25 protein-coding genes are annotated in these 22,607 nt (G+C 74.3%); 17 read left to right on the forward strand and 8 right to left on the reverse strand.

Annotated features, from left to right (window positions below):
- Positions 1–46: 46 nt before the first annotated feature.
- Complete coding sequence (locus EDD29_RS11420) at positions 47–601, reverse strand: GNAT family N-acetyltransferase (RefSeq protein WP_211359650.1); 555 nt, start codon at positions 599–601, stop codon at positions 47–49.
- Between the two features lie 118 nt (positions 602–719).
- Between EDD29_RS11420 and bla the strand changes: the two genes are divergently transcribed.
- Positions 720–1,652 (forward strand): class A beta-lactamase, encoded by a 933-nt coding sequence (bla, locus tag EDD29_RS11425; RefSeq protein ID WP_211359651.1) that lies wholly within the window; start codon positions 720–722, stop codon positions 1,650–1,652.
- Positions 1,653–1,661: 9 nt separating this feature from the next.
- Positions 1,662–1,943: a hypothetical protein gene (locus EDD29_RS11430; RefSeq protein WP_148085927.1), complete on the forward strand. Its 282-nt coding sequence runs from the start codon at positions 1,662–1,664 to the stop codon at positions 1,941–1,943.
- A 19-nt stretch (positions 1,944–1,962) separates the two neighbouring features.
- Here the strand turns inward: EDD29_RS11430 and EDD29_RS11435 are convergent, their stop codons facing one another.
- Positions 1,963–2,688: an IclR family transcriptional regulator gene (locus tag EDD29_RS11435; RefSeq protein ID WP_123664371.1), complete on the reverse strand. Its 726-nt coding sequence runs from the start codon at positions 2,686–2,688 to the stop codon at positions 1,963–1,965.
- A gap of 119 nt (positions 2,689–2,807) precedes the next feature.
- Here EDD29_RS11435 and EDD29_RS11440 point away from each other — a divergent pair, with 119 nt between their 5' ends.
- Together EDD29_RS11440 and EDD29_RS11445 are read left to right on the forward strand one after the other, a co-directional pair.
- Positions 2,808–3,515 carry an ArsR/SmtB family transcription factor gene (locus EDD29_RS11440; RefSeq protein WP_123664372.1) on the forward strand — a complete coding sequence of 236 codons (708 nt, stop codon included), beginning with the start codon at positions 2,808–2,810 and terminating at the stop codon, positions 3,513–3,515.
- Between the two features lie 33 nt (positions 3,516–3,548).
- The gene (locus EDD29_RS11445) at positions 3,549–4,469 is read left to right on the forward strand and encodes a DMT family transporter (protein ID WP_123664373.1); all 921 of its coding nucleotides are present in this window, start codon (positions 3,549–3,551) and stop codon (positions 4,467–4,469) included.
- Positions 4,470–4,487: 18 nt separating this feature from the next.
- Here the strand turns inward: EDD29_RS11445 and EDD29_RS11450 are convergent, their stop codons facing one another.
- Positions 4,488–5,240 (reverse strand): SDR family NAD(P)-dependent oxidoreductase, encoded by a 753-nt coding sequence (locus EDD29_RS11450; RefSeq protein WP_170201362.1) that lies wholly within the window; start codon positions 5,238–5,240, stop codon positions 4,488–4,490.
- A 79-nt stretch (positions 5,241–5,319) separates the two neighbouring features.
- On the opposite strand from EDD29_RS11450, the gene EDD29_RS11455 reads away from it, so the two are divergent.
- Positions 5,320–5,901 (forward strand): TetR/AcrR family transcriptional regulator, encoded by a 582-nt coding sequence (locus EDD29_RS11455; RefSeq protein ID WP_123664375.1) that lies wholly within the window; start codon positions 5,320–5,322, stop codon positions 5,899–5,901.
- A 174-nt stretch (positions 5,902–6,075) separates the two neighbouring features.
- Here EDD29_RS11455 and EDD29_RS11460 read toward each other — a convergent pair whose 3' ends face one another.
- Positions 6,076–7,011 carry a beta-ketoacyl-[acyl-carrier-protein] synthase family protein gene (locus EDD29_RS11460; RefSeq protein WP_148085928.1) on the reverse strand — a complete coding sequence of 312 codons (936 nt, stop codon included), beginning with the start codon at positions 7,009–7,011 and terminating at the stop codon, positions 6,076–6,078.
- Positions 7,012–7,101: 90 nt separating this feature from the next.
- On the opposite strand from EDD29_RS11460, the gene EDD29_RS11465 reads away from it, so the two are divergent.
- From EDD29_RS11465 to EDD29_RS11495, 7 genes are all read left to right on the forward strand, one after another.
- Entirely contained in the window at positions 7,102–7,581 is a 480-nt protein-coding gene (locus EDD29_RS11465; RefSeq protein ID WP_123664377.1) for a helix-turn-helix transcriptional regulator, read from the forward strand.
- A gap of 237 nt (positions 7,582–7,818) precedes the next feature.
- On the forward strand, positions 7,819–8,625 hold the full coding sequence (locus EDD29_RS11470; protein WP_246052716.1) for a mycofactocin-coupled SDR family oxidoreductase: 807 nt from the start codon (positions 7,819–7,821) through the stop codon (positions 8,623–8,625).
- A gap of 141 nt (positions 8,626–8,766) precedes the next feature.
- Positions 8,767–9,141, forward strand: a complete 375-nt coding sequence (locus EDD29_RS11475) for a DoxX family protein (protein WP_123664379.1) — start codon at positions 8,767–8,769, stop codon at positions 9,139–9,141.
- Positions 9,142–9,218: 77 nt separating this feature from the next.
- Positions 9,219–10,091, forward strand: coding sequence for a dioxygenase family protein (locus EDD29_RS11480; RefSeq protein WP_123664380.1), 873 nt, complete (start codon positions 9,219–9,221; stop codon positions 10,089–10,091).
- Between the two features lie 305 nt (positions 10,092–10,396).
- Positions 10,397–11,521, forward strand: a complete 1,125-nt coding sequence (locus EDD29_RS11485) for an FAD-dependent oxidoreductase (RefSeq protein ID WP_123664381.1) — start codon at positions 10,397–10,399, stop codon at positions 11,519–11,521.
- 94 nt (positions 11,522–11,615) lie between these two features.
- Positions 11,616–12,194 carry a hypothetical protein gene (locus EDD29_RS11490; protein WP_123664382.1) on the forward strand — a complete coding sequence of 193 codons (579 nt, stop codon included), beginning with the start codon at positions 11,616–11,618 and terminating at the stop codon, positions 12,192–12,194.
- Positions 12,195–12,308: 114 nt separating this feature from the next.
- Positions 12,309–13,211 (forward strand): TIGR03564 family F420-dependent LLM class oxidoreductase, encoded by a 903-nt coding sequence (locus tag EDD29_RS11495; protein WP_246052718.1) that lies wholly within the window; start codon positions 12,309–12,311, stop codon positions 13,209–13,211.
- A gap of 48 nt (positions 13,212–13,259) precedes the next feature.
- Here the strand turns inward: EDD29_RS11495 and EDD29_RS11500 are convergent, their stop codons facing one another.
- The 3 genes from EDD29_RS11500 to EDD29_RS11510 all read right to left on the reverse strand — a co-directional run bounded on the left by EDD29_RS11500 (position 13,260) and on the right by EDD29_RS11510 (position 16,802).
- Positions 13,260–14,066: an NAD(P)-dependent oxidoreductase gene (locus tag EDD29_RS11500; RefSeq protein ID WP_123664384.1), complete on the reverse strand. Its 807-nt coding sequence runs from the start codon at positions 14,064–14,066 to the stop codon at positions 13,260–13,262.
- 76 nt (positions 14,067–14,142) lie between these two features.
- Positions 14,143–15,345: a CaiB/BaiF CoA transferase family protein gene (locus tag EDD29_RS11505; RefSeq protein ID WP_123664385.1), complete on the reverse strand. Its 1,203-nt coding sequence runs from the start codon at positions 15,343–15,345 to the stop codon at positions 14,143–14,145.
- The gene (locus EDD29_RS11510) at positions 15,342–16,802 is read right to left on the reverse strand and encodes an aldehyde dehydrogenase family protein (RefSeq protein WP_123664386.1); all 1,461 of its coding nucleotides are present in this window, start codon (positions 16,800–16,802) and stop codon (positions 15,342–15,344) included. The genes EDD29_RS11505 and EDD29_RS11510 overlap by 4 nt, the downstream gene beginning before the upstream one ends.
- Positions 16,803–16,984: 182 nt before the next feature.
- Here EDD29_RS11510 and EDD29_RS11515 point away from each other — a divergent pair, with 182 nt between their 5' ends.
- The 5 genes from EDD29_RS11515 to EDD29_RS11535 all read left to right on the forward strand — a co-directional run bounded on the left by EDD29_RS11515 (position 16,985) and on the right by EDD29_RS11535 (position 21,817).
- Positions 16,985–17,689: an SDR family NAD(P)-dependent oxidoreductase gene (locus EDD29_RS11515; RefSeq protein ID WP_123664387.1), complete on the forward strand. Its 705-nt coding sequence runs from the start codon at positions 16,985–16,987 to the stop codon at positions 17,687–17,689.
- A 197-nt stretch (positions 17,690–17,886) separates the two neighbouring features.
- Positions 17,887–19,545, forward strand: coding sequence for a thiolase C-terminal domain-containing protein (locus EDD29_RS11520; RefSeq protein WP_123664388.1), 1,659 nt, complete (start codon positions 17,887–17,889; stop codon positions 19,543–19,545).
- Positions 19,542–20,447 (forward strand): alpha/beta fold hydrolase, encoded by a 906-nt coding sequence (locus EDD29_RS11525; protein ID WP_123664389.1) that lies wholly within the window; start codon positions 19,542–19,544, stop codon positions 20,445–20,447. Before EDD29_RS11520 ends, EDD29_RS11525 begins: the two co-directional genes overlap by 4 nt.
- Positions 20,448–20,500: 53 nt before the next feature.
- The gene (locus tag EDD29_RS11530; RefSeq protein ID WP_123664390.1) at positions 20,501–21,322 is read left to right on the forward strand and encodes an NAD(P)-dependent oxidoreductase; all 822 of its coding nucleotides are present in this window, start codon (positions 20,501–20,503) and stop codon (positions 21,320–21,322) included.
- Positions 21,323–21,406: 84 nt separating this feature from the next.
- Positions 21,407–21,817 carry an SRPBCC family protein gene (locus EDD29_RS11535; RefSeq protein WP_123664391.1) on the forward strand — a complete coding sequence of 137 codons (411 nt, stop codon included), beginning with the start codon at positions 21,407–21,409 and terminating at the stop codon, positions 21,815–21,817.
- 15 nt (positions 21,818–21,832) lie between these two features.
- Here the strand turns inward: EDD29_RS11535 and EDD29_RS11540 are convergent, their stop codons facing one another.
- The gene (locus EDD29_RS11540; RefSeq protein WP_211359652.1) at positions 21,833–22,585 is read right to left on the reverse strand and encodes an enoyl-CoA hydratase/isomerase family protein; all 753 of its coding nucleotides are present in this window, start codon (positions 22,583–22,585) and stop codon (positions 21,833–21,835) included.
- Positions 22,586–22,607: the final 22 nt, after the last annotated feature.

Here is a 22,607-nt window from a genome sequence, read left to right on the forward strand (position 1 = left end):
TCGCCACCGTCGCGGCGCTTGCCCTGGCGGCGGCGTGATCCGGGCGTCAGCCGAGCGGCTTGACCAGGACGGAGAAGTCCAGGTCGGCCCGGCGGGGGCGGCCGAAGCGCTCGTCGCCGTAGGGGAAGGGGCGGGTCTCACCGGTGCGCAGGTAGCCGCGGCGCTCGTACCAGGCGATGAGTTCGGCCCGCAGGGTGATCACCGTCATCTCCATCTCGAGGGCGCCCCATCCGTCGGCCGCCGCGCGCTCGGCCTCGGCGAGCACGAGCCGGCCGACGCCCGAGCCCTGCTCGGCGGGGCTGACGGCGAACATTCCGAAATAGGCGGAATCGCCGCGTCGCTCCAGATGGCAGCAGGCGACGAGGCGGCCGTCCCGCTCGGCCAGCATGACGCGGCTTCCCTCGACCCCCAGAAGGCTTCGGACGGATTCGGGGTCGGTCCGCTGCCCGTCCAGCAGGTCGGCCTCAGTCGTCCACCCTGCGCGGCTGGCGTCCCCCCGATAGGCCGACTCCACCAGCGCGACGATCTCCGGGACGTCGCCTTCGGCCGCGTCCCGGAAGGCCACCTTCGCCTCCGTAACGGCCTCTTCGCCTATGGTCACTCCGCCGCTCCTCTCTCCGCACCCACCGTACGGCGTCCCGAAGACCGCCCGGCAAGGACGGGGCCCCCGGGGAGCGCCTACGATCGATCACCGAGACCGTCTCCGGGGAGTGATGCAAGTGCAGGTCCGTGCCGCGTTCGCCGCGCTGCTCGCCGCGCTCATGGCGACGGGCTGCGCGACGGCCCCGGAGCCCCCGGCCCCGCCGACGACGGCTTCGGGCACCCCGTCGCCCGTCGCCTCGGCCCCGGCGGGCGCGGACCGCTCGGCCGCCGCCCGCAAGGCGCTGCGCGCGCTGGAGCGTGAGTACGACGCGCGGCTCGGCGTCTGGGCGCTGGACACCGGGACCGGCGACTTCGTGGACTTCAACGCCGATGAGAGGTTCGCCTTCGCCTCGACGTTCAAGCCGCTCGTGTGCGGGGTCCTGCTCCAGCAGGCGTCCGACCGGAGGCTCGCCGCGGTCGTCCGCTGGAAGGCCGCCGACGTCGTCGCGAACTCCCCGGTCACCGCGCGCAGGACGGCCCGGGGCATGACCCTCGCGCAGCTCTGCGAGGCGGCGATCCGGCACAGCGACAACACCGCGATCAACCTCGTCCTCGCCGAGATCGGCGGGCCGAAGGCCTTCACCGACGCGCTGCACGACCTCGGTGACACCGCGACCCGCTCGGACCGGATCGAGCCCGCGATGAGCGACGTCCCGCCCGGCGAGACCCGCGACACCACGACCCCCCGCGCCTTCGCCACCGACCTGGGCGCCTTCCTCCTGGGCGACGCGCTCCCCGACCCCCGCCGCGCCCTCCTGGCCGACTGGCTCTCCCGCCCCCTCCCCCTCTCGGCGGAGATCCGGGGCGGCCTCCCCGACGGGTGGCGCGTCCACGGCAAGACCGGCACCACCGCCAACGGCGGCCGCAACTACATAGCCGTCACCCACCCGCCCGGCCGCGCCCCCCTCCTCTTGGCCGTCCTCAGCACCCGCACCGACCCGTCCCTCCCCACCGACGACACCCTCCTCGCCACCGCCCTCACCAAAGCCGTGACCGCCCTCACGCCGTAGCTTGTTCGAATGCCGTCGTCCGGTTCTGCTGCCGTGGCCCTCGCCCGCGCCCTCCTCGTCGGCATCGTGCCGGTCCCGGAGTTCAAGGGCGCCATCGCCGCATGGGCCGATCGCGTCGACCGCGCCAAGGGCGGCACCGGCGAGGCCCTGGGCCGCGGCTCAGGGCGCGTCCTGCTCAGGCCGCCCCTGGACCGCCTGGCCGACGCGATCCGCCGCACCCCCTTCGGCTTCGCCGGAGTGTCCCCTCGCCGCTCCCACGACCCGGACGCGGCGGATCCGCACCGGCCCTGACGCCCCGGCGCGGCGGGGCTCAGTGGGTGCGGAGGAGGCGGGAGAGGGTGAGGGCCGCGGTGCGAAGGGCGGCGGTGATGCGGTCGGCGGTCTCGCCGCCGCCGCGGTAGGGGACGGCCAGGGCGGCCAGGGCGTGGCCGTCCTCGTCGAGGATGGGGCAGGCCACGGTGCCGAGGCCGCGTTCGCGGCGTTCGACGGAGATGCCGGATTTGCGGATACCGGTCAGGCGCTGGGTGAGCAGGGCGCGGGGGACGCCCGCCGTGACGCCGGCGTCGATCGCGCCGGTGGACAGCTCGCGGGGGGAGAAGGCGAGGATCGCGCGGCCCGACGCCGTCGTCAGGGCGGGGCGGCGGTCGCCCGGGCGGGGGGTGGCGGGGGCGCCCGCGGCGGGGAGGCTGTCGGCGCAGACGACGTCCTGGCCGTCGAGGACCGCGAGCAGCACGCCGAGGCGGATCGCCTCGCGGAGATCGCCCATCAGCGGGCCCGCCGCGTCGCGCAGCTCGCGCGGCGCCATCCGGCGGCCGAACTCCAGCATCAGCGCGCCGGGGCGCATCTGGCCCGCGACCCGCTCCAGCAGCCCGGCGTCGGCGAGTTCGTGGGCCAGCCGGTGCGCGGTCGACTTCGCCAGCCCGGTGCGCCGGGCCAGCTCGGACGGGCCGAGCAGCTCGCCCGGCCGGTCGAACGCCTCGAGGATCGCCGCGATCCTGGCCCCCTGGCCCGTCTCGCCGCGCGTCCTTGCATGCATGACGATCAACCTACCGGCCCCGCGCGCGCACTGAGCCGGTCAGTGTCCCGGCAGACGGAACGGTTTGGGGAGCCGACCTTTCGCCCGGAACCGGAACGTCCATCGGGCAGACTTGCGGCATGGGGGAGAGCGACGGAGTGAGCGCCCGGCTGGCGGCCCTGGCCGGGCTGCTCGCCGACGAGACCCGGGCCCGGATCTGCGTCGCCCTGCTCGACGGACGGGCCTGGACGATGACCGAGCTCGGCAGGATCACCGGGGTGGGCGCCTCGACCGTCAGTGAGCATCTGACCAAGCTCGTCGAAGGCGGGCTGCTCGCGCAGGAACGGCAGGGCAGGCACCGGTACGTCAGGCTCGCCGACGCCCGCGCGGCCCGGATCGTCGAGGAACTCGCCGCGCACGTCGCGCCCGGGGCCCCGGCGCCGAGGACCCTGCGGGCGGCCTCCGCGCGGGACGCGATGGCCCGCGCCCGGACCTGCTACGACCATCTCGCCGGACGGCTGGGCGTGGCCGTCACCGACGCGCTCGCCGGGCACGGGCTGCTCGACCGGGAAGGCGGTTTCGCCCTCACCGAGGCGGGGACGGCCTGGTTCGCCGCGCACGGCATGCCCCTCGACCGGGGGTCGCGCCGGCCCGTCGCGCGCGGCTGCGTCGACTGGACCGAGCGCCGCCTCCACCTCGCGGGCCTCGCGGGCGCGGTGCTGTGCCGCCGCGCGCTGGACGAGCGCTGGCTGGTCCGGATCGGCGGGGAGCGCGCGCTCAAGGCCACGCCCGAGGGGGAGGACGCCCTGGCCGGGCTGCTCGGGCTGGACCGCGAGATATTCCGGTAGCCGCCGAAGTGTCCCTGGCATAGCGTGCCGGACATGAGCACGCAGGTGGGCGCGGTCCGCGCGCCCGACAAGAAAGCCCTGACCGCAGCGGGGATCACCGTCTTCTTCTGGGCCTCGGCCTTCGTCTCGATCCGCAGCGCGGGCGAGCACTACTCGCCCGGCGCGCTCGCCCTCGGCCGCCTGGCCACCGGCGCGCTCGTCCTCGGGATCTTCTGGGCGGTCCGCCGCGAGGGGCTGCCGCCGCGCGCGGCCTGGCCGGGCATCATCGGGTCCGGCGTGCTGTGGTTCGGCCTGTACTTCGTCGCCCTGAACTGGGGCGAGCGCGAGGTCGACGCGGGCACCGCCGCGATGCTGGTGAACGTCGGGCCGATTCTCATCGCCCTGCTCGGCGGCAGGTTCCTCGGCGAGGGACTGCCCCGGACCCTCTTCGCGGGCCTCGCCGTCTCCTTCCTCGGCGCGGTCGTGGTCGGGTTCGGGTCCCGGGGCGACGGCGGCGCCTCGGTCCTGGGCGTCGTCCTCTGCCTGATCTCCGCGCTGGCCTACGCGGGCGGGGTCGTCAGCCAGAAGCCCGCCCTCAGACACGCGACCGCCTTGCAGGCGACCTTCTTCGGCTGCCTCATCGGCGCGGTCCTGTGCCTCCCCTTCGCGGGCCTCCTCTTCTCCGAAGCCTCCGACGCCCCCGTGTCGGCCACCCTCAACATGGTCTACCTCGGCGTCTTCCCGACCGCCCTGGCCTTCACCACCTGGGCGTACGCGCTCTCCCGCACGACGGCGGGCCGCATGGGCGCGACCACCTACGCCGTCCCCGCCCTCGTCGTCCTCATGGCCTGGGCCGCCCTCGGCGAACTCCCCACCCCCGCCGCGATCATCGGCGGCGTCCTGTGCCTCGCCGGCGTCGCCGTGTCGCGCAGGCCCGCCCGTCCCCGACCGCCGGCCCCCGTCCCGGAGAGCTGAGCCGCCGCCCGCCGGGCGTCAGGTGATGGTGAAGCCGCCGTCCACGGCCAGGACCGTGCCGTGGACGTTGGCGGCGGCGGAACCCGCGAGGAAGACGACGGCGGAGGCGACCTCGGCCGGGGTGCTGAGGCGGCGGGAGGGGATCCCGGCGACCATGCCGTCGAGGAGGTCGCGGATCCGCTCGTTGCGCTCGGTCGAGGTGGGGCCGGGCGCGACCGTGTTGACCCGGACGCCGGACGGGCCGTACTCGGCGGCCCACGACCGGGTCAGGGAGTGCGCGGCGGCCTTGGTGGCGCTGTACACGGCGGATCCCGGCATGCCGGTGACCGCGTTGATCGAGCCGAGATTGATGATCGCGCCGCTGCCGCGGGCCGCCATCGCGGGGGCGAGCCGCCCGGTGAGCAGCATCGGCGCGATCACGCTGACGGCGAAGGCGGCGGCGACGCCGGCCTCGGTGAGATCGGCGGTGGGCCGGGGCATCAGCAGCATCGCCGCGTTGTTCACGAGGATGTCGGGCGTCCCGAGCAGAGCGACCGTCCGGTCGGCGAGGGCCGCGACGGCCTCCTCGCCCCCGGCCAGGTCGGCCCTGACGAAGTCGGCGGCGCCCCCGTCGGCGCGGATCTCCGCCACCGCGGCGTCGCCGCGCGCGGTGTCCCGGCCGGAGACGACGACGTGGACGCCTTCGGCGGCGAGCGCGCGGGCGATCGCCGCGCCGATGCCCGCGGTCGAGCCGGTGACGAGGGCGGTCCGCCCCTTGAGGTCGTGGTCCATGAGAGGCTCCATTCTGGACTAGCTGGTCCAATCAGCTTAGGCGATAAACTGGACTGCGTAGTCCAAAGGAGGTGCGAGGATGCCCCCGAGGCTGACCCGCAAGGGCGAGGAGACACGGCGCCGGATCGTCGAGGGCGCGGTGTCCCTCATGCGCGAGCGCGGCCCCGACGTCTCCCTCGACGACGTCCGCGCGGCCACCGCGACCAGTAAGAGCCAGCTCTTCCACTATTTCCCCGACGGCCGCGTCCAGCTCCTGGAGGAGGCGGCGAGGCACGAGGCCGAGCAGGTGCTCGCCGACCAGCGCCCCGCCCTCGACGACCTCGGCGACTGGCCGTCCTGGGAGGACTGGCGCGACCAGGTCGTCGCCCGCTACGAGGCCCAGGGCAGGCACTGCCCGCTGCGCGCCCTCATGTCCCGCCTCTCCGCCCAGGAGCACGACGAGATCGTCGCCGACCTCTTCGCCCGCTGGCAGGAGTCCCTGGCCTCCGGCGTCACCCGCATGCAGGCGGCGGGCCGGATGGCCACCGGCCTCACCCCGGCGGAGGCCGCCGCCGCACTCCTGGCCGCCGTCCAGGGCGGCGTGGTCATCCTCCTGGCCACCGGCGACTCCGTCCACCTCCGCCTGGCCCTGTCCGTGGTCCTCGACCGCCTCCGCCCCTGACCCGCGCCCCGGCTCAGGCCGGGCGGGACGAAGGGTCGTGCGGGCCTGAGGTGAAGTAGGCCCCGGAGAGGTCTTCGGGCGCGACGCCGGCGCGGGGGCGGGCCCACAGGACGCGGCTGAGGCGCAGGAACGCCGTTGGACTCGGTCTTGTCCTGCGGGTAGTCGATGACCGCCTCAGTCCGGCCGCGCGAACGCCAGCACCACGTTGTGCCCGCCGAACCCGACGGCGTCGGCGAGCACCGCCGCCGGGCCGTCCGGAAGGGCGCGCGGCTCCCCGGACACCAGGTCCAAGGCCACCTCCCGGTCCTGCCGCGCGAGATTGGCGACCGGGGGGAGCAGCCCGTCGCGCAGCGCGAGCACGCAGACGAGCGCGCCGAGCGCGCCCGCACCGCCCAGCAGATGGCCCGTCATCGACTTCGTCGCGGTGACGGCCAGGGCCCGCGCGGCGGGGCCGAGCGCCGTCTCGAGGCCGCGCGCTTCGGCGACGTCGCCCAGCGGGGTGCCGGTGGCGTGCGCGTTCACGGCGACGATCCGGTCCGGCCGCAGCCCCGCGTCGGCGAGGCAGCGGGTGACCGCCTTGGCCAGGCCCGTGCCCTGCGCCGAGGGCTGGACGATGTCGTGTCCGTCGGCGGAACGGCCCGCGCCCGCCGCGACCGCGAGGATCCGGGCGCCCCGGGAGAGGGCGGCCTGCGCCGGGGACGGGGAGCCGCGGCCCGCGCTCCGCGCCGACCTCGCCAGGGCGGCCTGGGAGCTCGATCCGGCGGCGGTGCGCGGCACCTGTGACGCGCTGCTCGCCGAAGGTCCCACCGAGCGGGCCGGGGAGGCCGCGGAGGGCCTGTTGCAAAGCCTGACGCCACGGGCTTTTCCGCTCGCGCCCGCGATCGCGGCGCTCGCCTCGTTCGGCAGATCCGCACGGCTCGACCTCGCCGAGGTGTGGTGCGAACGGCTCCGCGCCGGGGCGCGGGCGGAGAGCCCCGTGGCGCGGGCGGTCCTCGCGGCGGCGAGCGCGACGGTCGCGGGCAGGTCCGGCTCCTGGGACCTCGCGCGGCGCCGCGCCGACGAGGCGTTGGGCCTGGTGGACGCGGCCGCCTGGGGTGTCGTCGCGGGCATTCCGCTCGCCGCCAGGGCCTGGGCCTGCACCGCGCACGGCGACCACTCCGCGGCCGCGGAGTGCTTCGACGTGCCGGTCCCCCCCCGGCGATGTTCGAGGCGCTGCCCGGCCTGCACTACCTGCACGCGCGGGGCCGCCACCACCTCGCGACCGGCCGCCGGCACGCGGCGCTCGCGGACTTCGCCGCCTGCGGCGACCTCATGGCCTCCTGGCGGCTGGACGTCTCGGCGTCCCTCGGCTGGCGGGAGGGCGCCGCCGAGGCGCTGACGGGGCTCGGCCGGGTGGACGAGGCCGCGGCGCTCCTGCGCGGGTCCGCCGACCCGGATCTGCTGAGCGCGGCCGAGCGGCGGGTGGTCCGCCTCGCCCGCGCGGGGCACGGCAACCGGGAGATCGCCGAGCGCCTGTTCCTCACGGTGAGCACCGTGGAGCAGCATCTGACGCGCGTGTACCGGAAGCTCGGGGTCCGGGGCCGTGCGGGGCTTCCCGAGATTCCGGAGGACGGGCTCTGCGGCGATTCCGGGCACCCGTCCTCCCGTCCGTCGGCTGCTTCGTCGTCGGCAGGACGGTAGGCGGCGTGACCTGGGCGGGAGAACCCCTGATTCCGGGTCCGGCACCCCTCAGCGGGCACTAGGGGTGGCCGCTCAGATGCGGGAAGTGTGCATTATGCACTTTTTATGGCAGTAAGGGCTTGTCGGGGGTGGGTTGGTGCTGGAAAGGTAGGTGACACGTTTCAACGGCTCGGCCGTGGGGGTCGCGGCACGAGTGGTCCGGGACGCGCGCCGGGCCATCTCGATGAGGAGGCAGTCGTGGGGCGTCTGGACAACAAGGTCGCGTTCATCACCGGTGCGGCGCGCGGGCAGGGCCGGGCGGAGGCCGTGAGGCTGGCGTCCGAGGGCGCGGCGATCATCGCGATCGACATCAACGCGTCGGCCAGCGAGTACGTGAAGTACGCCCCGGCGACCCAGAGCGACCTGGACGAGACGGTCCGGCTCGTCGAGGAGGCCGGCGGCAAGATCCTCGCCAGGCAGGCCGACGTGCGGGATCTCGCCGCGATCCAGGCCGTGGTGGACGAGGGCGTCGCCCTGTTCGGCGGGCTCGACATCGTGGTCGCCAACGCGGGCATCGTCAACTACGGCCGCACCTGGGAGATCACCGAGGAGCAGTGGCAGGACGTCCTGGACACCAACCTCACCGGTGCCTGGAAGACGATCAAGGCCACCGTGCCGACCCTGATCGCCCAGGGCCGTGGCGGTTCGATCATCATCACCAGTTCCGTCGCGGGTCTGAAGGGCCTGCCGTTCCTCGCGCACTACGCCAGCTCCAAGCACGGTGTCGTCGGCCTGGCCAAGGTCCTGGCGAACGAGCTGGGCGAGCACGACATCCGGGTCAACACCGTGCACCCGCACGGCGTCGCGACCGGCATGAACGACACCTCGATGAGCGACTTCATCGCGGCGTCGCCGATGCTCGGCCCGATCTTCATGCCGACCCTGCCCTACCAGATGGTCGAGGCCGAGGACATCGCGAACATCGTCGCGTTCCTGGCCTCCGACGAGGGCAAGTTCATCACCGGCGCCCAGTTGCCGGTGGACCTCGGCGCGCTCAACCGCTGACACGTCCGCGCACAGCCGCCCCCTGCCCGTGACGGGCAGGGGGCGTTCGTGCTTCCGGCCCCCGATCGACTTGACGCTTCAAGTGACCCGCACCTAGGTTGATACTTGAAAGTTCAAGTCTCCCCGCCAGATCGGACCCTCATGAACATCGCACTGTGGATCGTCGCCGGGCTCCTCGCCGCGGCCTTCCTCGGCGCCGGAGCGATGAAGTCGCTCCAGCCCAAGGAGAAGCTCGCCGCCTCCGGTCTCGGCTGGGTCGAGGACTACTCGGCGGTCGCGGTCAAGGCCATCGGCGTCATCGAGGTCCTCGCCGCCATCGGCCTCATCCTGCCCGCCCTGGTCGACGTCGCGCCGATCCTCGTCCCGCTCGCCGCGGCCGGCCTCGCCGTCACCATGGTCGGCGCGATCGTCGTGCACGTCCGGCGCAAGGAGAACCAGGCGCTCCCCGTCAACGCGGTGCTGTTGCTCCTCTCGGTGTTCGTCGCCTGGGGACGGTTCGGCCCGTACGCGTTCTGAGCCAGGCGGGCTCCCTAAGCGCCTGCCACCGGGCCCATGAGTAAGCCCGGCCCCACTCATCCAGGGAAAGACCCCGCATGATCTTCAATCCCGAGGTCCCCGCCGGGGCCTACGACGCCTTCCTGCCCGACGCCCTCGTCCGGGCCCGTGCGCAGCGCCCGTGGACGCCCGCCGACGGGCCGCTGCCCGCCCTGTACGTCAGCCACGGCGCGCCCCCGCTGTTCGACGACGGCCCGTGGCTGCGCGAGCTCCAGGACTGGGCCCTCGCCCTGCCGAAGCCGAAGAGCATCCTGGTCGTCTCCGCCCATTGGGAGGCGCCCCGCCTCTGCCTGTCGGCCCCCGAGGCGGGCACCCCGCTCGTCTACGACTTCGGCGGCTTCGACCGGCGCTACTACGAGATGCGGTACGCGACGCCCGACGCGACGGGCCTCGCCGGCCGGGTCGCCGCGATGATGCCGGACGCCGACCCCGTCCACCGGCACCGCTCCCGCGGCCTCGACCACGGCGCCTGGGTCCCGCTCATGGCCATGTACCCGCTCGGCGACGTGCCCGTCCTCCAGCTCAGCATGCCCACCCAGGACCCGTACCGCCTCCTCGCCCTGGGCGCCCGGCTGGCCCCGCTGCGCGAGGAGGGGGTCCTGGTCATCGGTTCCGGCTTCATGACGCACGGCCTTCCCTTCCTCACCCGCGAGATGTTCGAAGGCAAGGTCCCCGGCTGGTCCTCCGACTTCGCGACCTGGGCCGCCGAGGCCCTCGCCCGGGGCGACGTCGACGAGCTGGCCGCCTACCGCGACCGCGCCCCCGGCATGCCGTACGCCCACCCCACCGCCGACCACTTCATCCCGCTCTTCCTGACCCTGGGCGCCGGCGGCGATCCCGGAGCGGGCATTCGCACCGCCATCGACGGCTACATGATGGGCTTCGCCCGCCACTCCTTCGAAACCGGGTGACCCCGGCGGCGAGACGGAAAAAGCCCCCGGGCCCGTTGCACGTCGGGCCCGGAGGCGTCCGGGGGACCGGGCTCGGGCCATCGCTCGCGCGCGGCCGCCGGTGCTCGATCCGCACCGATCCTAGCGGCTCCCCGCAAGTACCCGCTCCTCCCCGTCGGCATGGGCGGGGCCGGCCTCCCCGCACGTCCGCAGGTCTGTGATGACCGTCTCCGGCCGGCGGCGGCGGGTGGGCGCCGTATTCCTCTATAAAGAGTAGTACTACGTCTTGTAGTACTACCTTAAGTAGCGCTTCGAGGAGGCCGTCGATGCGGGTGCTGGTCGTCGGGGCGGGGATCGGGGGGATGGCGGCCGCGCGGGGGCTGGCCGCGGCCGGGCACGACGTGACGGTGCTGGAACGGGCCGGGGGGCTGCGGCTCGGGGGCGGCGCGATCACGCTGTGGTGCAACGGGACGGGGATCCTCGGGGACCTCGGGGTGGATCTTTCGGGGACGGGGCGGCGGCTCGAGGCGCTCGCCCTCCGCACGCCCCGCGGCAGGCAGGTCGCAGACGTCGACATGGCCGCCGTCGGGGCGCGGCTCGGGTCGGCCGCGCGCGTGGTGCCGCGCGGCGCGCTGCTCACCCTTCTGGCCGACGGGCTCCCCGACGGGACCGTGCGCTTCGGCGCACGGGTCGCCGACGTCCACCTCGACCGCGACGCGGTCCGGGTGCGGACGGACGACGGCGGCGTCCACGAGGCCGACTTCCTCGTCGGCGCGGACGGCCTGCGCTCGCGTGTCCGGGCCGAGGTCCTGGGCGGTGGCCCGGCCGCCGCCACCGGCGTGGTGGGCTGGCAGGGCCTGACGCCCGCGCCGCTCGACTTCGGCGGCACCTCGACCATGGTCATCGGCAGGCACGGGGACTGCGGGTTCATGAGCGCGGGCGGCGGGCTCATGCAGTGGTTCTTCGACGGTCCCCCGGCGCCCGCGGACCGGTCGGCCCTGGACGTCCTGCGCGCCAGGTACGCCGGATGGGCGGAGCCGATCCCGACCATCCTCGCGTCGCTGGCCGAAGCGGACGTCGAGGTGCACCCGCAGTTCAGGCACACGGTGCCGCGCCGCTGGGGGACGGGCCGCTGTGTGCTGCTCGGCGACGCCGCCCACGTGATGCCGCCCGCGGTCGCGCTGGGCGCCAACCAGGCGCTGGAGGACGTCGCGGCGCTGCTCGGGTGTCTCGCCGCGGCGGATGCTCCCCGGGGCGTCGCGGAGGCCTACTCGGCCCGTCGCCGGGCGAAGGCGGCGCGCGCCTCCGCGGTGGCGTCCGGCGCACTGGCGGTCTCCGGCCCGAGGACCCTCCTCCAGACCGAACGCCTCATCGGCGCGGCCACCGTGCCCGGGCGGCTCGCGACCGCGGTGGTCGAGCGGCTGATCCGGGCCGTCAGCAGCAGGTACTGACGGGACCGGCTCCGGTGCGTCCCGGCGTTTGACGGGGTGTCCGGCCTCTGCCAGGATCTGACCCTTTTCGGGGTGGTCCAGGAGAGGGGTTCGGATGCTCGGGGATGTGCGCGGCGGTTCGGCGGGGAAGGCGGTGCTCTGCGCTCTCGTCGTGGCGGCCGCCGTCGCGGGGTGCTCGGCGGAGGAGCCGGCGAAGTCCCCGGCCGCCGCGACGCCGCCGCCGGGGGTGACGTTCGAGGAGGGCGGGCCCGCGGAGATGCGGGCGATCGCGGCGCAGGCCATCACGAAGCTGCGGGAGAAGGACGCCGCGGGGCTGGCCGCGCTCGATCTCGGCCCGGAGCAGAGCGAAGGCGGCGGTGCGCAGGCGCAGGCCGGGGCGGCCTGGCTCGTCCGGTACTTCGCGGATCCGCTGTCCGGCGACGTCACCGTCACCTTCCAGGAGGAGCCGCTCGCGGGCGACCTCGCCTGGTTCGCGTGCCTCGGCTACGGGGACCCGAAGCGCGAGCTGGAACTCGGCTTCATCGGCTACCGGGCGCAGGGCGAGGGTTCCGACCGCGACGGCGGCGAGTCCTACTCCTTCCCTGCGAGCAGCTACCCCACCGAAGGCGAGCCCGCCTACGAGAAGGCCGAATCCGGGCAGTTCTGCGGCACCGGAATGCTCCGCTCCAGCTGACGTCGGCCCCGGCCGTCGGCGGCCCGTGATCCGCCGGAAATCTCGCCGCGATCCGGGAATGTAGAGTTAACCCATCGGGTTTGTCGGATTATGACTCTTGGTGTGGTGATCCCGGTGACCGGGACGGCGAACGCCGTCGACACGACGGTGGCGCGGGCGCGGGAGGCGGCCGCCGCGGGCGTGTCCTCGGTCTGGCTGTCGCAGCAGTTCGCCTACGACGCGATCGCGCTCGCGGGCATCGTGGGCCGCGAGGTGCCCGGCCTGACGGTCGGGACGTCGGCGGTGCCCGTGTTCGGCAGGCATCCGATCCTCGTCGGCGCGCAGGCGCAGACGAGCCAGGCCGCCACGGGCGGCCGTTTCGTGCTCGGCCTCGGCCTGGGCGCGTCGGTGTTCGTGGAGCAGGTGTTCGGGCTGCCCTACGAGCGCCCGATCGCCCGGCTCCGCGAGTTCCTGACGGCCCTGACCGCCCATCTCACCGAAGGCGCGGTCGACTTCGAGGGCGAACTGCTGACCGCGCGCACCCCGCTGCCGTCCGGGCTGCCGGGCGCCGCGCCCGCCGTGCCGGTGCTCGTCGCGGCGATGGGCCCGCAGGCGCTCCGCGCGACCGGTGAGCTCGCCGACGGCACGCTGCCCTTCCTCGCCGGTCCGAAGGCGCTGTCCGAGCACATCGTGCCGGGCCTCACCGCGGCCGCCGAGGCCGCGGGACGCCCCGCGCCGCGCGTCGTGGCCTTCGTCCCGGCCGTCGTCACCGAGAAGGTCGACGAGGCCCGGGAGGCGGCCGCCGAGCAGACCGCCTTCTACGACCAGATCCCGTCCTACCAGCGCGTCATCGGCTGGTCCGGGGCGTCCCGCGCGGCCGACCTCGTGGAGATCGGCGACGAGGAGGCCATCGCCGCGGCGATCCGGCGCTACCGCGACGCGGGCGCCACCGAGGTGGTGCTCACCCAGACCGACCTCGCGGGCCCCGAGGCCACCGCCCGCACCTGGCGCCTGCTCGGCGAGCTGAACTCCGCCTGACCCGCGCCGGACGCGGCCGCGGCGATGGCGGGGGCCGCCGCGGCCGCGTCAGGTGTCGACGCCGTCCAGGGCGGCGAGGACGTCGTGGGCGGGGGAGAGCGCGCCGAGATCCGCGCCCAGGTCGCCGGCCAGGGCGCGGGCGACCGCCAGGTCCTTGCCCAGGAAGGGGCCGGTGCTGCGGGCGAACTCGGCGACCGAGCGGCGGGAGGCGACGCCGGCGAGGGCACGGCTGGCCGAGCTGGCGTGGGGGAGCGCGTCCAGCAAGGTCTCCTCGGGGACGCCGAGGGCCGAGGCGAGGCGGACGGCGTCGGCCAGGAGGCCGATGTGGGCGGCGAACAGCGCGTTGTTGACCAGCTTGACGCGCTGGCCCGCGCCGAGCGGGCCCACGTGCAGGATCGGGTCGCCGTAGGCCGCGAGCGCGGGGCGGACCTGGTCCAGAGCCGCTTTCGAGCCGCCCGCGAAGAGCGTCAGCCGGCCCGCCGCGATGTCGTGCGGGCCGCCGCTCACCGGGACGTCGAGCACCTCGACGCCCCGCCCGGCGGCCAGGGCGGCGAGGTCCTCGGCCGTGCGGGGGCTGCCGGTGGTGTGCAGCACGAGGATCGCGCCCTCCGGCAGCGCCGCGACGAGCCCGGGCCCGACCTCGCGGACCTGCTCGTCGGAGAACAGGCACACCACGACCGCCTCCGCGCCCTCCGCGGCCTCCGCGAGGGACGCGACGGGCACCGCCCCGTCGCCCGCGAGCGCGTCCCTGGCTGCGGCGGACCTGCCCAGCGCCCGCACCTCGTGCCCCGCCGCGACGAGCCGCGCGACCATGGGACGGCCCATCCGGCCCGCCCCGACGAATCCGACGCGCATCGCGCCACCTCCTGCTCTCTATGGTCCGGTGGGCAGTGCCCAATGGTCCGGTGGCCCACCGGACGGGCGACCGCCGTCAGGTGACGGCGCCCGCCGCCTTCAACGCGATGATCCGGTCCCAGCCCATGCCGAGTTCCTGGAGGATCTCCTCGGTCTGCGCCGCGAACTCCGGCGCGGCCCCGGCGTCCGGCGCGGTCACGTCGAACTGGACGGGGTTGGCGACCAGGTCGAGTCCACCGGCCCGGATCAGGTACTCGTTCGCGCGGACCTGGGGGTCGCCCGCGACCTGGAGGGTGTCCTGGACGGGCGCCCACGGCCCGGCGAGGGTCGCGAACGTCTCGGTCCACGTCGCGAGCGTCCGGGCGCCGATCGCCTCCCGCAGGATCGCGACGGCCTCCGCGCAGTTCTTCCCGATCAGTTCGGCCGTGGCGAACCGGGGATCGTCGATGAGGTCGGGCCGGTCGATGTGGCGGCACACGTCGGCCCAGAACTTGCCGGGCTGGAGCATGACGAACGACAGGTGCCGTCCGTCGGACGTGCGGTAGAGGCCGGACAGGGGGTTGGTCCGGGAGGCGTGCCCGCCCGTCACGGGGGCCTCCCAGGGCCGGTCGAGCAGCTGGGACAGCGCTATCGCGTGCCCCATCGCCCACAGGCCGCTGCCGAGCAGAGACACGTCGACGACCGAGGGCTCCCCGGTGCGCTCGCGCCGGAACAGCGCGGCGGCGATTCCGCCCGCGAGGTTGGTCCCGGAGATCGTGTCGCCGTACGCGGGCGTCGGGCTGACCAGTCCGTCCACGTTCGGCGGGGTGATGCTCGCCGCCGTCGCGCCGCGCGACCAGAAGGCGGTCATGTCGTACCCGCCCTTGGTGCTCTCCTTCCCGCGCGGCCCCAACGCGCTGCCCCGCGCGTAGATCGCCTTCGGGTTGACGGTCCGGACATGCTCGACGTCGATCTCGAACCTGTCCCTGGCCGACGGCAGGAAGCTGGTGAGGAACACGTCGGCGCGGGCGATCAGCTCCCGCAGCACCTCCCGGCCCTCCGGCACCGACATGTCGAGTCCTATGCTGCGCTTGCCGCGGTTGGCGTGCGCGACGTTCGGGTTCTCGTCGCCTTCGACCCGGAACGACCCGGTCTGCCGGAGTCCTCGCTGGGGGTCTCCGTTGACCGCGTGCTCGACCTTGATGACCTCGGCGCCCCACTCGGCGAGCACCGCGCCCGCCGACGGGACGAACCCGTACATCGCCACCTCGAGGACACGGACGCCCTGGAGCGGCTTCATTTCGCCACCGCCGCGAAGGTCTTGGTCTCCAGGAACTCCTCGAGGCCCTCGCGGCCCATCTCGCGGCCGATGCCCGACTGCTTGAAGCCGCCGAAGGGCGCGTCCGCAGCGAAGTAGTTGCCTCCGTTGATGGAGAACGTTCCCGTACGGATGCGCCGGGCGACGGCGATCGCGCGTTCCTCGTCGGCGCCGTGCACGGCCCCGGAGAGCCCGAACGCCGAGTTGTTGGCGATGCGGACCGCGTCGTCGTCGCCGTCGTAGGCGATGACGGCGAGGACCGGACCGAACACCTCGTGCTGGGCGATCTCGCTGTCGGGATCGACGTTCGCGAGGAGCGTCGGCTCGTAGAAGAAGCCGGGTTCGATGGGGTTCCCGCCGCACACCAGCGTGGCCCCGTCGGCGACCGCGCGCTTGACCATTCCGTCCACCTTCGCGCGCTGCTTCGCGCTGATGAGCGGGCCCATGTAGGTGGCCGGGTCGCTCGGGTCGCCGACCTTGACCCGGCCCATGCCCCCGGCGACGAGCTTGACGATCTCGTCGTGCCGGTCGCGCGGGACCAGGAGCCGGGTGGTGAGCGCGCAGCCCTGGCCGGAGTGGGCGCAGACCATGAACGCGGCGAACATCGCGGTGGTCATGAGGTCGGCGTCGTCCAGCACGATCATCGCGGACTTGCCGCCGAGCTCGAGGAACGTCCGCTTGAGGCCGTCGCTCGCGGCCTTCATGATCTGCTTACCGACGGCGGTGGAGCCGGTGAAGGTGATGACGTCCACGTCGGGGTGGGTGGTGAGCGCCTCGCCGACCTCGGCGGTGGCGGACGTGAGCACGTTGACGACGCCCGGGGGGAGGTCGGTGTGCTCGGCGATGATCTCGCCCAGGGTCAGCGTGGTGAGCGGGGTGTCCGGCGCGCCCTTGAGCACGACCGTGCAGCCCGCGGCGAGCGCGGGCGCGAGCTTGGCCAGCGCGAGCTGGTTGGGGTAGTTGTAGGCGATGATCGCCGCGACGACTCCCGCGGCCTCCCGCTCCACCCAGCGACGGTGCCGCTGCCCGCGGATCTCCAGCTCGCCCAGGTCCTCGCTCAGCGGGTAGCCCGCCAGCAGGTCGGCGTAGTACCGCACGATGCCGATCGGCTCGTCGAGCTGGGCGCCGTGGGTGAGCGCCCGGGTCGCGCCGACCTCGGCGATGGTGATGGCGCGCAGCTCGTCGGCGTGCTCCACCAGCGCGCGGTGCAGCTGGTCGAGGCAGCGCACCCGCAGCTCGACGTTCGTGGACCAGTCGGTCTCGTCGAACGCGCGGCGGGCCGCGGCGACCGCCGCCGCGGCGTGCTCGGGGGTGGCGTCGGGCGCGTGGCCCAGCACCGCGCCGGTCGCCGGGTTGAGCGTCGGGAAGGTGCCCGCCGCCGCGACGAGCTCGCCGTCGATGAGCAGCCGCCGTGCGGCTGCCGCGTCCTCAGATCCCATGCTGTCTCTCCTCGTCGACTGCGCTGGAAACTACATTCTCATGAAATGCAAATCAAGACTCCGCTAGGAGAGAACGAGTGTTGGCAGGGGGCTTCCGGAGGTGGAGATCGCGAGAGTAGAGTTCTCGTATTCGGAAGGGAGATTCTTGTGATGTGGACGACCCGGCTGGGCGGGGTGCGCCAGTGACCAACGCGATCGTCACCGGAGGCGGCTCCGGCATCGGCAGCGCCATCGTGGACCGCCTCAAGGCCGACGGCCTGAACGTCGCGGTGCTCGACCTGAATCCGCCGGACGCCGAGCACTCCTACAAGGCGGACGTGTCCGACCGCGAGCAGGTCGAGGCCGCGTTCGCCGCGGCCCGCGCCGACCTCGGACCGATCACCGTGCTGGTGAACGCCGCGGGCGTCGACGGGTTCCAGCGCTTCTCCCGGATCTCCTTCGAGAAGTGGCAGCGGATCATCGACGTCAACCTGAACGGCGTCTTCCACTGCGTGCAGACCGCGCTGCCCGACATGGAGGCCGCGGGCTGGGGCCGGATCGTCAACATCTCCTCCTCCAGCGCGCACTCCGGCCAGCCGTTCATGACGCACTACGTCGCCGCCAAGTCCGCGGTGAACGGCCTCACCAAGGCCCTCGCGCTGGAACTCGGCCCGGCCGGCGTCACCGTGAACGCGGTCCCGCCCGGCTTCATCGACACCCCGATGCTGCGCAAGGCCGAATCGCGGGAACTGCTCGGCGGCACCATCGAGGACCACATCCAGCGCACGCCGGTCCGCCGCGTCGGCAGGCCCGAGGACATCGCCGCGACCTGCGCGTTCCTCGTCTCCGAGGAGGCCGGGTACATCACCGGCCAGATCATCGGCGTCAACGGCGGACGCAACACCTGAGGCGGGACCCCGAGAGCGGCCCTGCCCCCGGGGCACGGGCCCGCCGGACCGGACGCGGTGCGCTAATCGCGGGCGAAGACCGCGTCCGGGTCCGGCGACACCACTGTCCGGAGCGGGAGCCATGCCCGCTCCGGACGGTGCCAAGGACAACGGCCGGGTGAGCACGCCCCGGCCCGCGGCGAACCGAGGAGAACAGCGTGACCCCGTCCCCCGAGCGGCCCCTGCCGGAACTCACCCTTCAGAACACGGCCTTCTGGACGTCCGGGGCCGACGGAAGGCTCCGCTTCGCCTCGTGCGCGTCGTGCGCGGCGCTCATCCACCCGCCGCAGCCCGTCTGCCGGTACTGCCGGAGCGACGAGATCGGCGTCACCGAGGTCTCCGGCCGGGCGACCCTCATCGGGTTCACCGTGAACCACCGCTTCCCCGCGCCGGGCCTGCCGACCCCGTTCACCATCGCGCAGGTGGCGATCGAGGAGGACCCGCGGGTCAGGCTGACCACCAACATCGTCGGCGCGGACCCCGCGGAGCTGGAACTCGGGATGCGGATGGAGGTGGCCTTCGAGGAGCACGGCGACGTGTGGGTGCCGCTGTTCCGTCCGGCCGCCGACCGGTCCGGCCCCGCCCCGGTGGTGCACGACGCGATCGAGCCGGACCAGATGTGGCGGCACGTCAGGCCGATGGTCCGCACCGAGAAGTTCGAGGACAAGGCCGCGCTCACCGGCATAGGCATGTCGCAGATAGGCCGGCGGCTCATGGTCGATCCGCTGTCCCTCACCGTCGAGGCGTGCAAGCGCGCGGTGGAGGACGCCGGGCTCACCCTCGACGACATCGACGGCCTCGCGACCTACCCGGGCGGCGGCTCCTTCGGCGGCTTCTCCGAGGGCGGCGTCACGGCGCTGGAGGCGGCGCTCGGGATCCGTCCGGTCTGGCACCAGGGCGGCGCCGAGACGTTCGGGCCCGGCGGCTCCCTCATCGCCGCGATGCTCGCCGTCGCGGGCGGGCTCGCCCGGCACGTCCTGTGCTTCCGGACGCTGTGGGAGGCCACCTCGATGGAGCTGATGCGGCGGAACCCGCCCGCGCCCCAGTCGGGCCGCGTCGACGGGTGGCTGAAGCCGTTCGGCGCGATGTCCGCCGCGCACACGCTCGCGATGAACGCCCAGCGGCACTTCCGCAGGTACGGCACGACCCGGGAGACGCTCGGGTGGATCGCCCTCAACCAGCGCGCCAACGCGGCGCTGAACCCCACCGCCGTCTACCGCGACCCGATGACGATGGACGACTACCTGAACGCCAGGCCCATCACCACCCCGTTCGGGCTGTTCGACTGCGACGTCCCGTGCGACGGGGCCATCGCCGTCATCGTCTCGGCCGCCGACGCCGCCGGTGACCTCGCCAAGCCGCCCGTCCTGGTCGAGGCGGTCGGCACCCAGATCCTGGAACGCCCCGAATGGGACCAGAGCACCCTCACCCACGAGCCCCAGGTCCTCGGCCAGTCCGCCCATCTGTGGACCCGCACCGACCTGCGGCCCTCCGACGTGGACGTCGCCGAACTCTACGACGGGTTCACCTTCAACTGCCTGTCGTGGCTCGAAGGGCTCGGGTTCTGCGGGATCGGCGAGGCCAAGGACTTCCTCGACGGCGGCAAGAACATCGCCCGCGACGGCGTCATCCCCCTCAACACCCACGGCGGCCAGCTCTCGCACGGCCGCACCCACGGGATGGGCCTCGTCCACGAGGCGGTCAGCCAGCTCCGCGGCGAGGCGGGCGAGCGCCAGGTCACCGGCGCCCGCGTCGCCGTCGTGAGCAGCGGCGGCCTCACCCCGAGCGGCGTCCTGCTCCTGCGGAGCGCCGGATGACGGTCGGGGCCGCGCCGGTCCCGGTGCGGGCCGACGTCGGGGGCACCCCCATGGGCGGGCTGCTGGCGACCGCGCCCGACCCCCGCGCGGTCGTCGTCGCCCTGCACGGTGCGGGGACGACCAGCGCCTACTTCGACCCGCCCGGCCTGCCGCACGCGTCCCTGCTGCGGCTCGGGCCGGCGCTCGGCTTCACCGTGCTCGCCCTCGACCGGCCCGGCTACGGCGCGTCCGCGTCGCCCGCCGCCGACGCAGCGACCGCCGCCGGAAGGGTGGACCTCGCCTTCGCCGCGATCGACCGGATCCTCACCGGGCTGCCGCGCGGGGCCGGCCTGTTCGTCGCCGCCCACTCGCGCGGCTGCGACCTCGGCGTCCGGCTGACCATCGACGAGCGGGGCCGCGACCTGCTCGGGATCGCGCTCTCGGCCGTCGGCCGGGTCTACCACCCGCGCGCCCAGGAGATCTACACGGCACGGGAGAGCGGCGCGCGGACCGGCCTCGGCGGGCCCGGCGCGCTGCGCGAGCTGCTGTGGGGGCCCGCCCATCTGCACCCGCTCGGGCAGGACGGCGGCGCGGCCATCGCCGCGTCGATACCCGGCTACGACTCGGGCACCGAGGCCGAGGGATGGAAGGACGCGTTCCCGTCTTGGGCGGAACGGGTGCCGGTGCCCGTGCACTACGCGCTCGGCGACGCCGAGCTGTTCTGGGAGAGCGGTCCCGCGGCCGTCGCGGAGATGGGCGGCCTGTTCAAGGCGGCGCCCCGCGTCGTCGCGGTCGGGCTGCCCGGCGCGGCGCACAACATCGGCCTCGGCCTCGCGGCCCGCGCCTATCACCTGCACGTCCTGGCGTTCGCCGAGGAGTGCGTCGTCGCGGGCGAGGCCGCGGCGCGCGCCGCGGCCCACTGAAGCACCGGCCGTGCCGCGTTGGGCGGCGCGGCCGAACCGAGAGGAGACAGAGGATGCGCGTCGGATTCATCGGACTCGGCTCCCAGGGCGCCCCGATGGCGCGCCGCATCGCCGAGGCGGGCCACCCCACGACGCTCTGGGCGCGCCGCCCGGAGTCGCTCGAACCCTTCGCCGGCACCCCGGCCGCGACCGCGGCGTCGCCGGCGGCCCTCGCGGCGGCCAGTGACGTCGTCTGCGTCTGCGTGGTGACGGACGCCGACGTCGAGCAGGTCATCGCGGGCGAGAACGGCGTTCTGGCCGGCCTGGCCCCCGGCGGCGTCATCGTCGTGCACAGCACCGTCCACCCCGACACCTGCGCCCGCCTCGCCGCCCTGGCGGCGAAGCAGGACGTCACTCTCGTGGACGCCCCCGTCAGCGGCGGCCCCGCGGCCGCCGAAGCGGGCCGCCTCCTGGTCATGGTCGGCGGCGACCCCGCCGTGGTGGAGCGCTGCCGTCCCGTCTTCGCCGCCTACGCCGACCCGGTGATCCACCTGGGCCCCCTGGGTTCCGGCCAGCTGACGAAACTCCTCAACAACACCCTCTTCACCGCCAACCTGGCCGCCGCCGCGGGCACCCTGGCCCTGGCCGCCTCGCTCGGTGTGGACCCGGTCAAACTCGCCGAGGTCGCCGGACACGGCAGCGGCACCAGCTTCGCCCTCACCCGCGTCGCCGCCGCGGGCGGCACCCTCACCCCCATGTCCGCCAAAGCGGGCCCCCTCCTCCTCAAGGACGTGGCCCTCCTCGCCGACCTGCTCGCCGCCGCGGGCGTCCCCCCGAACATCGCCCTGACCGCCGCGGACGAGGCCCTCGCCCAGATGGACAGCCCCCGCGCCTGAACCGCCGGAGGCCGCTCCCCCCGCCTTCGGGCATGTCCGATTCCTTCAAGAGGGCGGCGGGGGCGGGCCGCTAGCGTCGGGGGCATGACGATCACCGGCAGGGAATCACGGCACCTCAGCATCTTCATCGAGCGGTCCGCCGCCGACGTCTACGGCTACGCGTCGGATCCGGGCAACCTGCCCGCGTGGGCGCACGGACTGGGCGGGTCCATCGAGCGGGTCGACGGCCGGTGGGTCGCGGCGTCCGCGCCGATGGGCCGGGTGGTGGTGGAGTTCGCGCCCGCGAACCCGTTCGGTGTGCTCGACCACGATGTGACGCTGCCCTCCGGTGTCACCGTGTACAACCCGGTGCGGGTGATCGCCGACGGGCCGCGGAGCGAGGTGGTGTTCACCCTTCGCCGTCAGGAGGGGATGAGCGACGCCGAGTTCGAGCGCGACACCGCCATGGTCGCCGCCGACCTGGCCAGGCTGAAGGAGGTGGTCGAGTCGGCCTGACCGGTCGGCCGCGGGTCACTTGCGGCGGTTCGTTGCCTTTTCGACGGCCGCCCAGTGGGCGTCGGCGACCCACAGCCTGGCGAACTCGGCGGCTGATTCCTCGGCGGTGACGCCGGGGGCCGTGACGCGCTTGAGTTCGAGGCCGGGGCCGTCGGTGAGGCTGCGGGCGAGGGCGCGCCAGGCGTCGGCGAAGTCGGCGCGCGGGACGACCTGGTCGATGAGGCCGAGGGATTCGGCCTCGGGGGCGTCCAGGAGCCTGCCGGTGCCGGCGAGCAGGATCGCCCTGCCGCGGCCGAGGAGGGCGGCGAGGCGTTCCGCGCCGCCCCAGGCCGGCATGATCGCCAGTGTCGCCTGGGTGAAGCCGATCTTGACGTCGGCGGCGGCGATCCTGAGGTCGGCGGCGACCGCCACCTCGGCGCCGCCGCCGATCGCGTGCCCGTTCAGCGCGGCGATGACGGGCGCGGGGAAGGCGGCGAGCCGGTCGCAGACGCCGCGCATGCGCAGCGCCATCGCGCGGGCCTGCTCGTCGGTCCGGACGAGCGCGAGCTCCTTGAGGTCGCCGCCGGAGACGAAGGCGCGGTCCCCGGCCCCGGTGATGACGAGCGCGCGGGCCCCCTCGGCCGCGTCGATGGCCTTGTCGAGCTCGTCCATGGTGGCCGGGGCGATGGCATTGCGCGCCTCGGGCCGGTTGATGGTGATGACCGCGAGCCCGCGGTCCAGTTCCAGCTCGACCATGTGCTTCTCCAGACGCGGTAGTGCCGTTCTCATGAAACGTGAACATCGTATCCGG

The organism is Actinocorallia herbida (assembly GCF_003751225.1).
GTDB classification, from domain to species: domain Bacteria; phylum Actinomycetota; class Actinomycetes; order Streptosporangiales; family Streptosporangiaceae; genus Actinocorallia; species Actinocorallia herbida.

Coding starts and splice junctions, on each gene's coding strand:
- EDD29_RS11430 (WP_148085927.1), top strand. CDS start 1,662: ATGCCGTCGTCCGGTTCTGCTGCCGTGGCCCTCGCCCGCGCCCTCCTC.
- EDD29_RS11435 (WP_123664371.1), bottom strand. CDS start 2,688: ATGCATGCAAGGACGCGCGGCGAGACGGGCCAGGGGGCCAGGATCGCG.
- EDD29_RS11440 (WP_123664372.1), top strand. CDS start 2,808: ATGGGGGAGAGCGACGGAGTGAGCGCCCGGCTGGCGGCCCTGGCCGGG.
- EDD29_RS11445 (WP_123664373.1), top strand. CDS start 3,549: ATGAGCACGCAGGTGGGCGCGGTCCGCGCGCCCGACAAGAAAGCCCTG.
- EDD29_RS11450 (WP_170201362.1), bottom strand. CDS start 5,240: ATGGACCACGACCTCAAGGGGCGGACCGCCCTCGTCACCGGCTCGACC.
- EDD29_RS11455 (WP_123664375.1), top strand. CDS start 5,320: ATGCCCCCGAGGCTGACCCGCAAGGGCGAGGAGACACGGCGCCGGATC.
- EDD29_RS11460 (WP_148085928.1), bottom strand. CDS start 7,011: ATGCCCGCGACGACACCCCAGGCGGCCGCGTCCACCAGGCCCAACGCC.
- EDD29_RS11465 (WP_123664377.1), top strand. CDS start 7,102: ATGTTCGAGGCGCTGCCCGGCCTGCACTACCTGCACGCGCGGGGCCGC.
- EDD29_RS11475 (WP_123664379.1), top strand. CDS start 8,767: ATGAACATCGCACTGTGGATCGTCGCCGGGCTCCTCGCCGCGGCCTTC.
- EDD29_RS11480 (WP_123664380.1), top strand. CDS start 9,219: ATGATCTTCAATCCCGAGGTCCCCGCCGGGGCCTACGACGCCTTCCTG.
- EDD29_RS11485 (WP_123664381.1), top strand. CDS start 10,397: ATGCGGGTGCTGGTCGTCGGGGCGGGGATCGGGGGGATGGCGGCCGCG.
- EDD29_RS11490 (WP_123664382.1), top strand. CDS start 11,616: ATGCTCGGGGATGTGCGCGGCGGTTCGGCGGGGAAGGCGGTGCTCTGC.
- EDD29_RS11500 (WP_123664384.1), bottom strand. CDS start 14,066: ATGCGCGTCGGATTCGTCGGGGCGGGCCGGATGGGCCGTCCCATGGTC.
- EDD29_RS11505 (WP_123664385.1), bottom strand. CDS start 15,345: ATGAAGCCGCTCCAGGGCGTCCGTGTCCTCGAGGTGGCGATGTACGGG.
- EDD29_RS11510 (WP_123664386.1), bottom strand. CDS start 16,802: ATGGGATCTGAGGACGCGGCAGCCGCACGGCGGCTGCTCATCGACGGC.
- EDD29_RS11525 (WP_123664389.1), top strand. CDS start 19,542: ATGACGGTCGGGGCCGCGCCGGTCCCGGTGCGGGCCGACGTCGGGGGC.
- EDD29_RS11530 (WP_123664390.1), top strand. CDS start 20,501: ATGCGCGTCGGATTCATCGGACTCGGCTCCCAGGGCGCCCCGATGGCG.
- EDD29_RS11535 (WP_123664391.1), top strand. CDS start 21,407: ATGACGATCACCGGCAGGGAATCACGGCACCTCAGCATCTTCATCGAG.
- EDD29_RS11540 (WP_211359652.1), bottom strand. CDS start 22,585: ATGAGAACGGCACTACCGCGTCTGGAGAAGCACATGGTCGAGCTGGAA.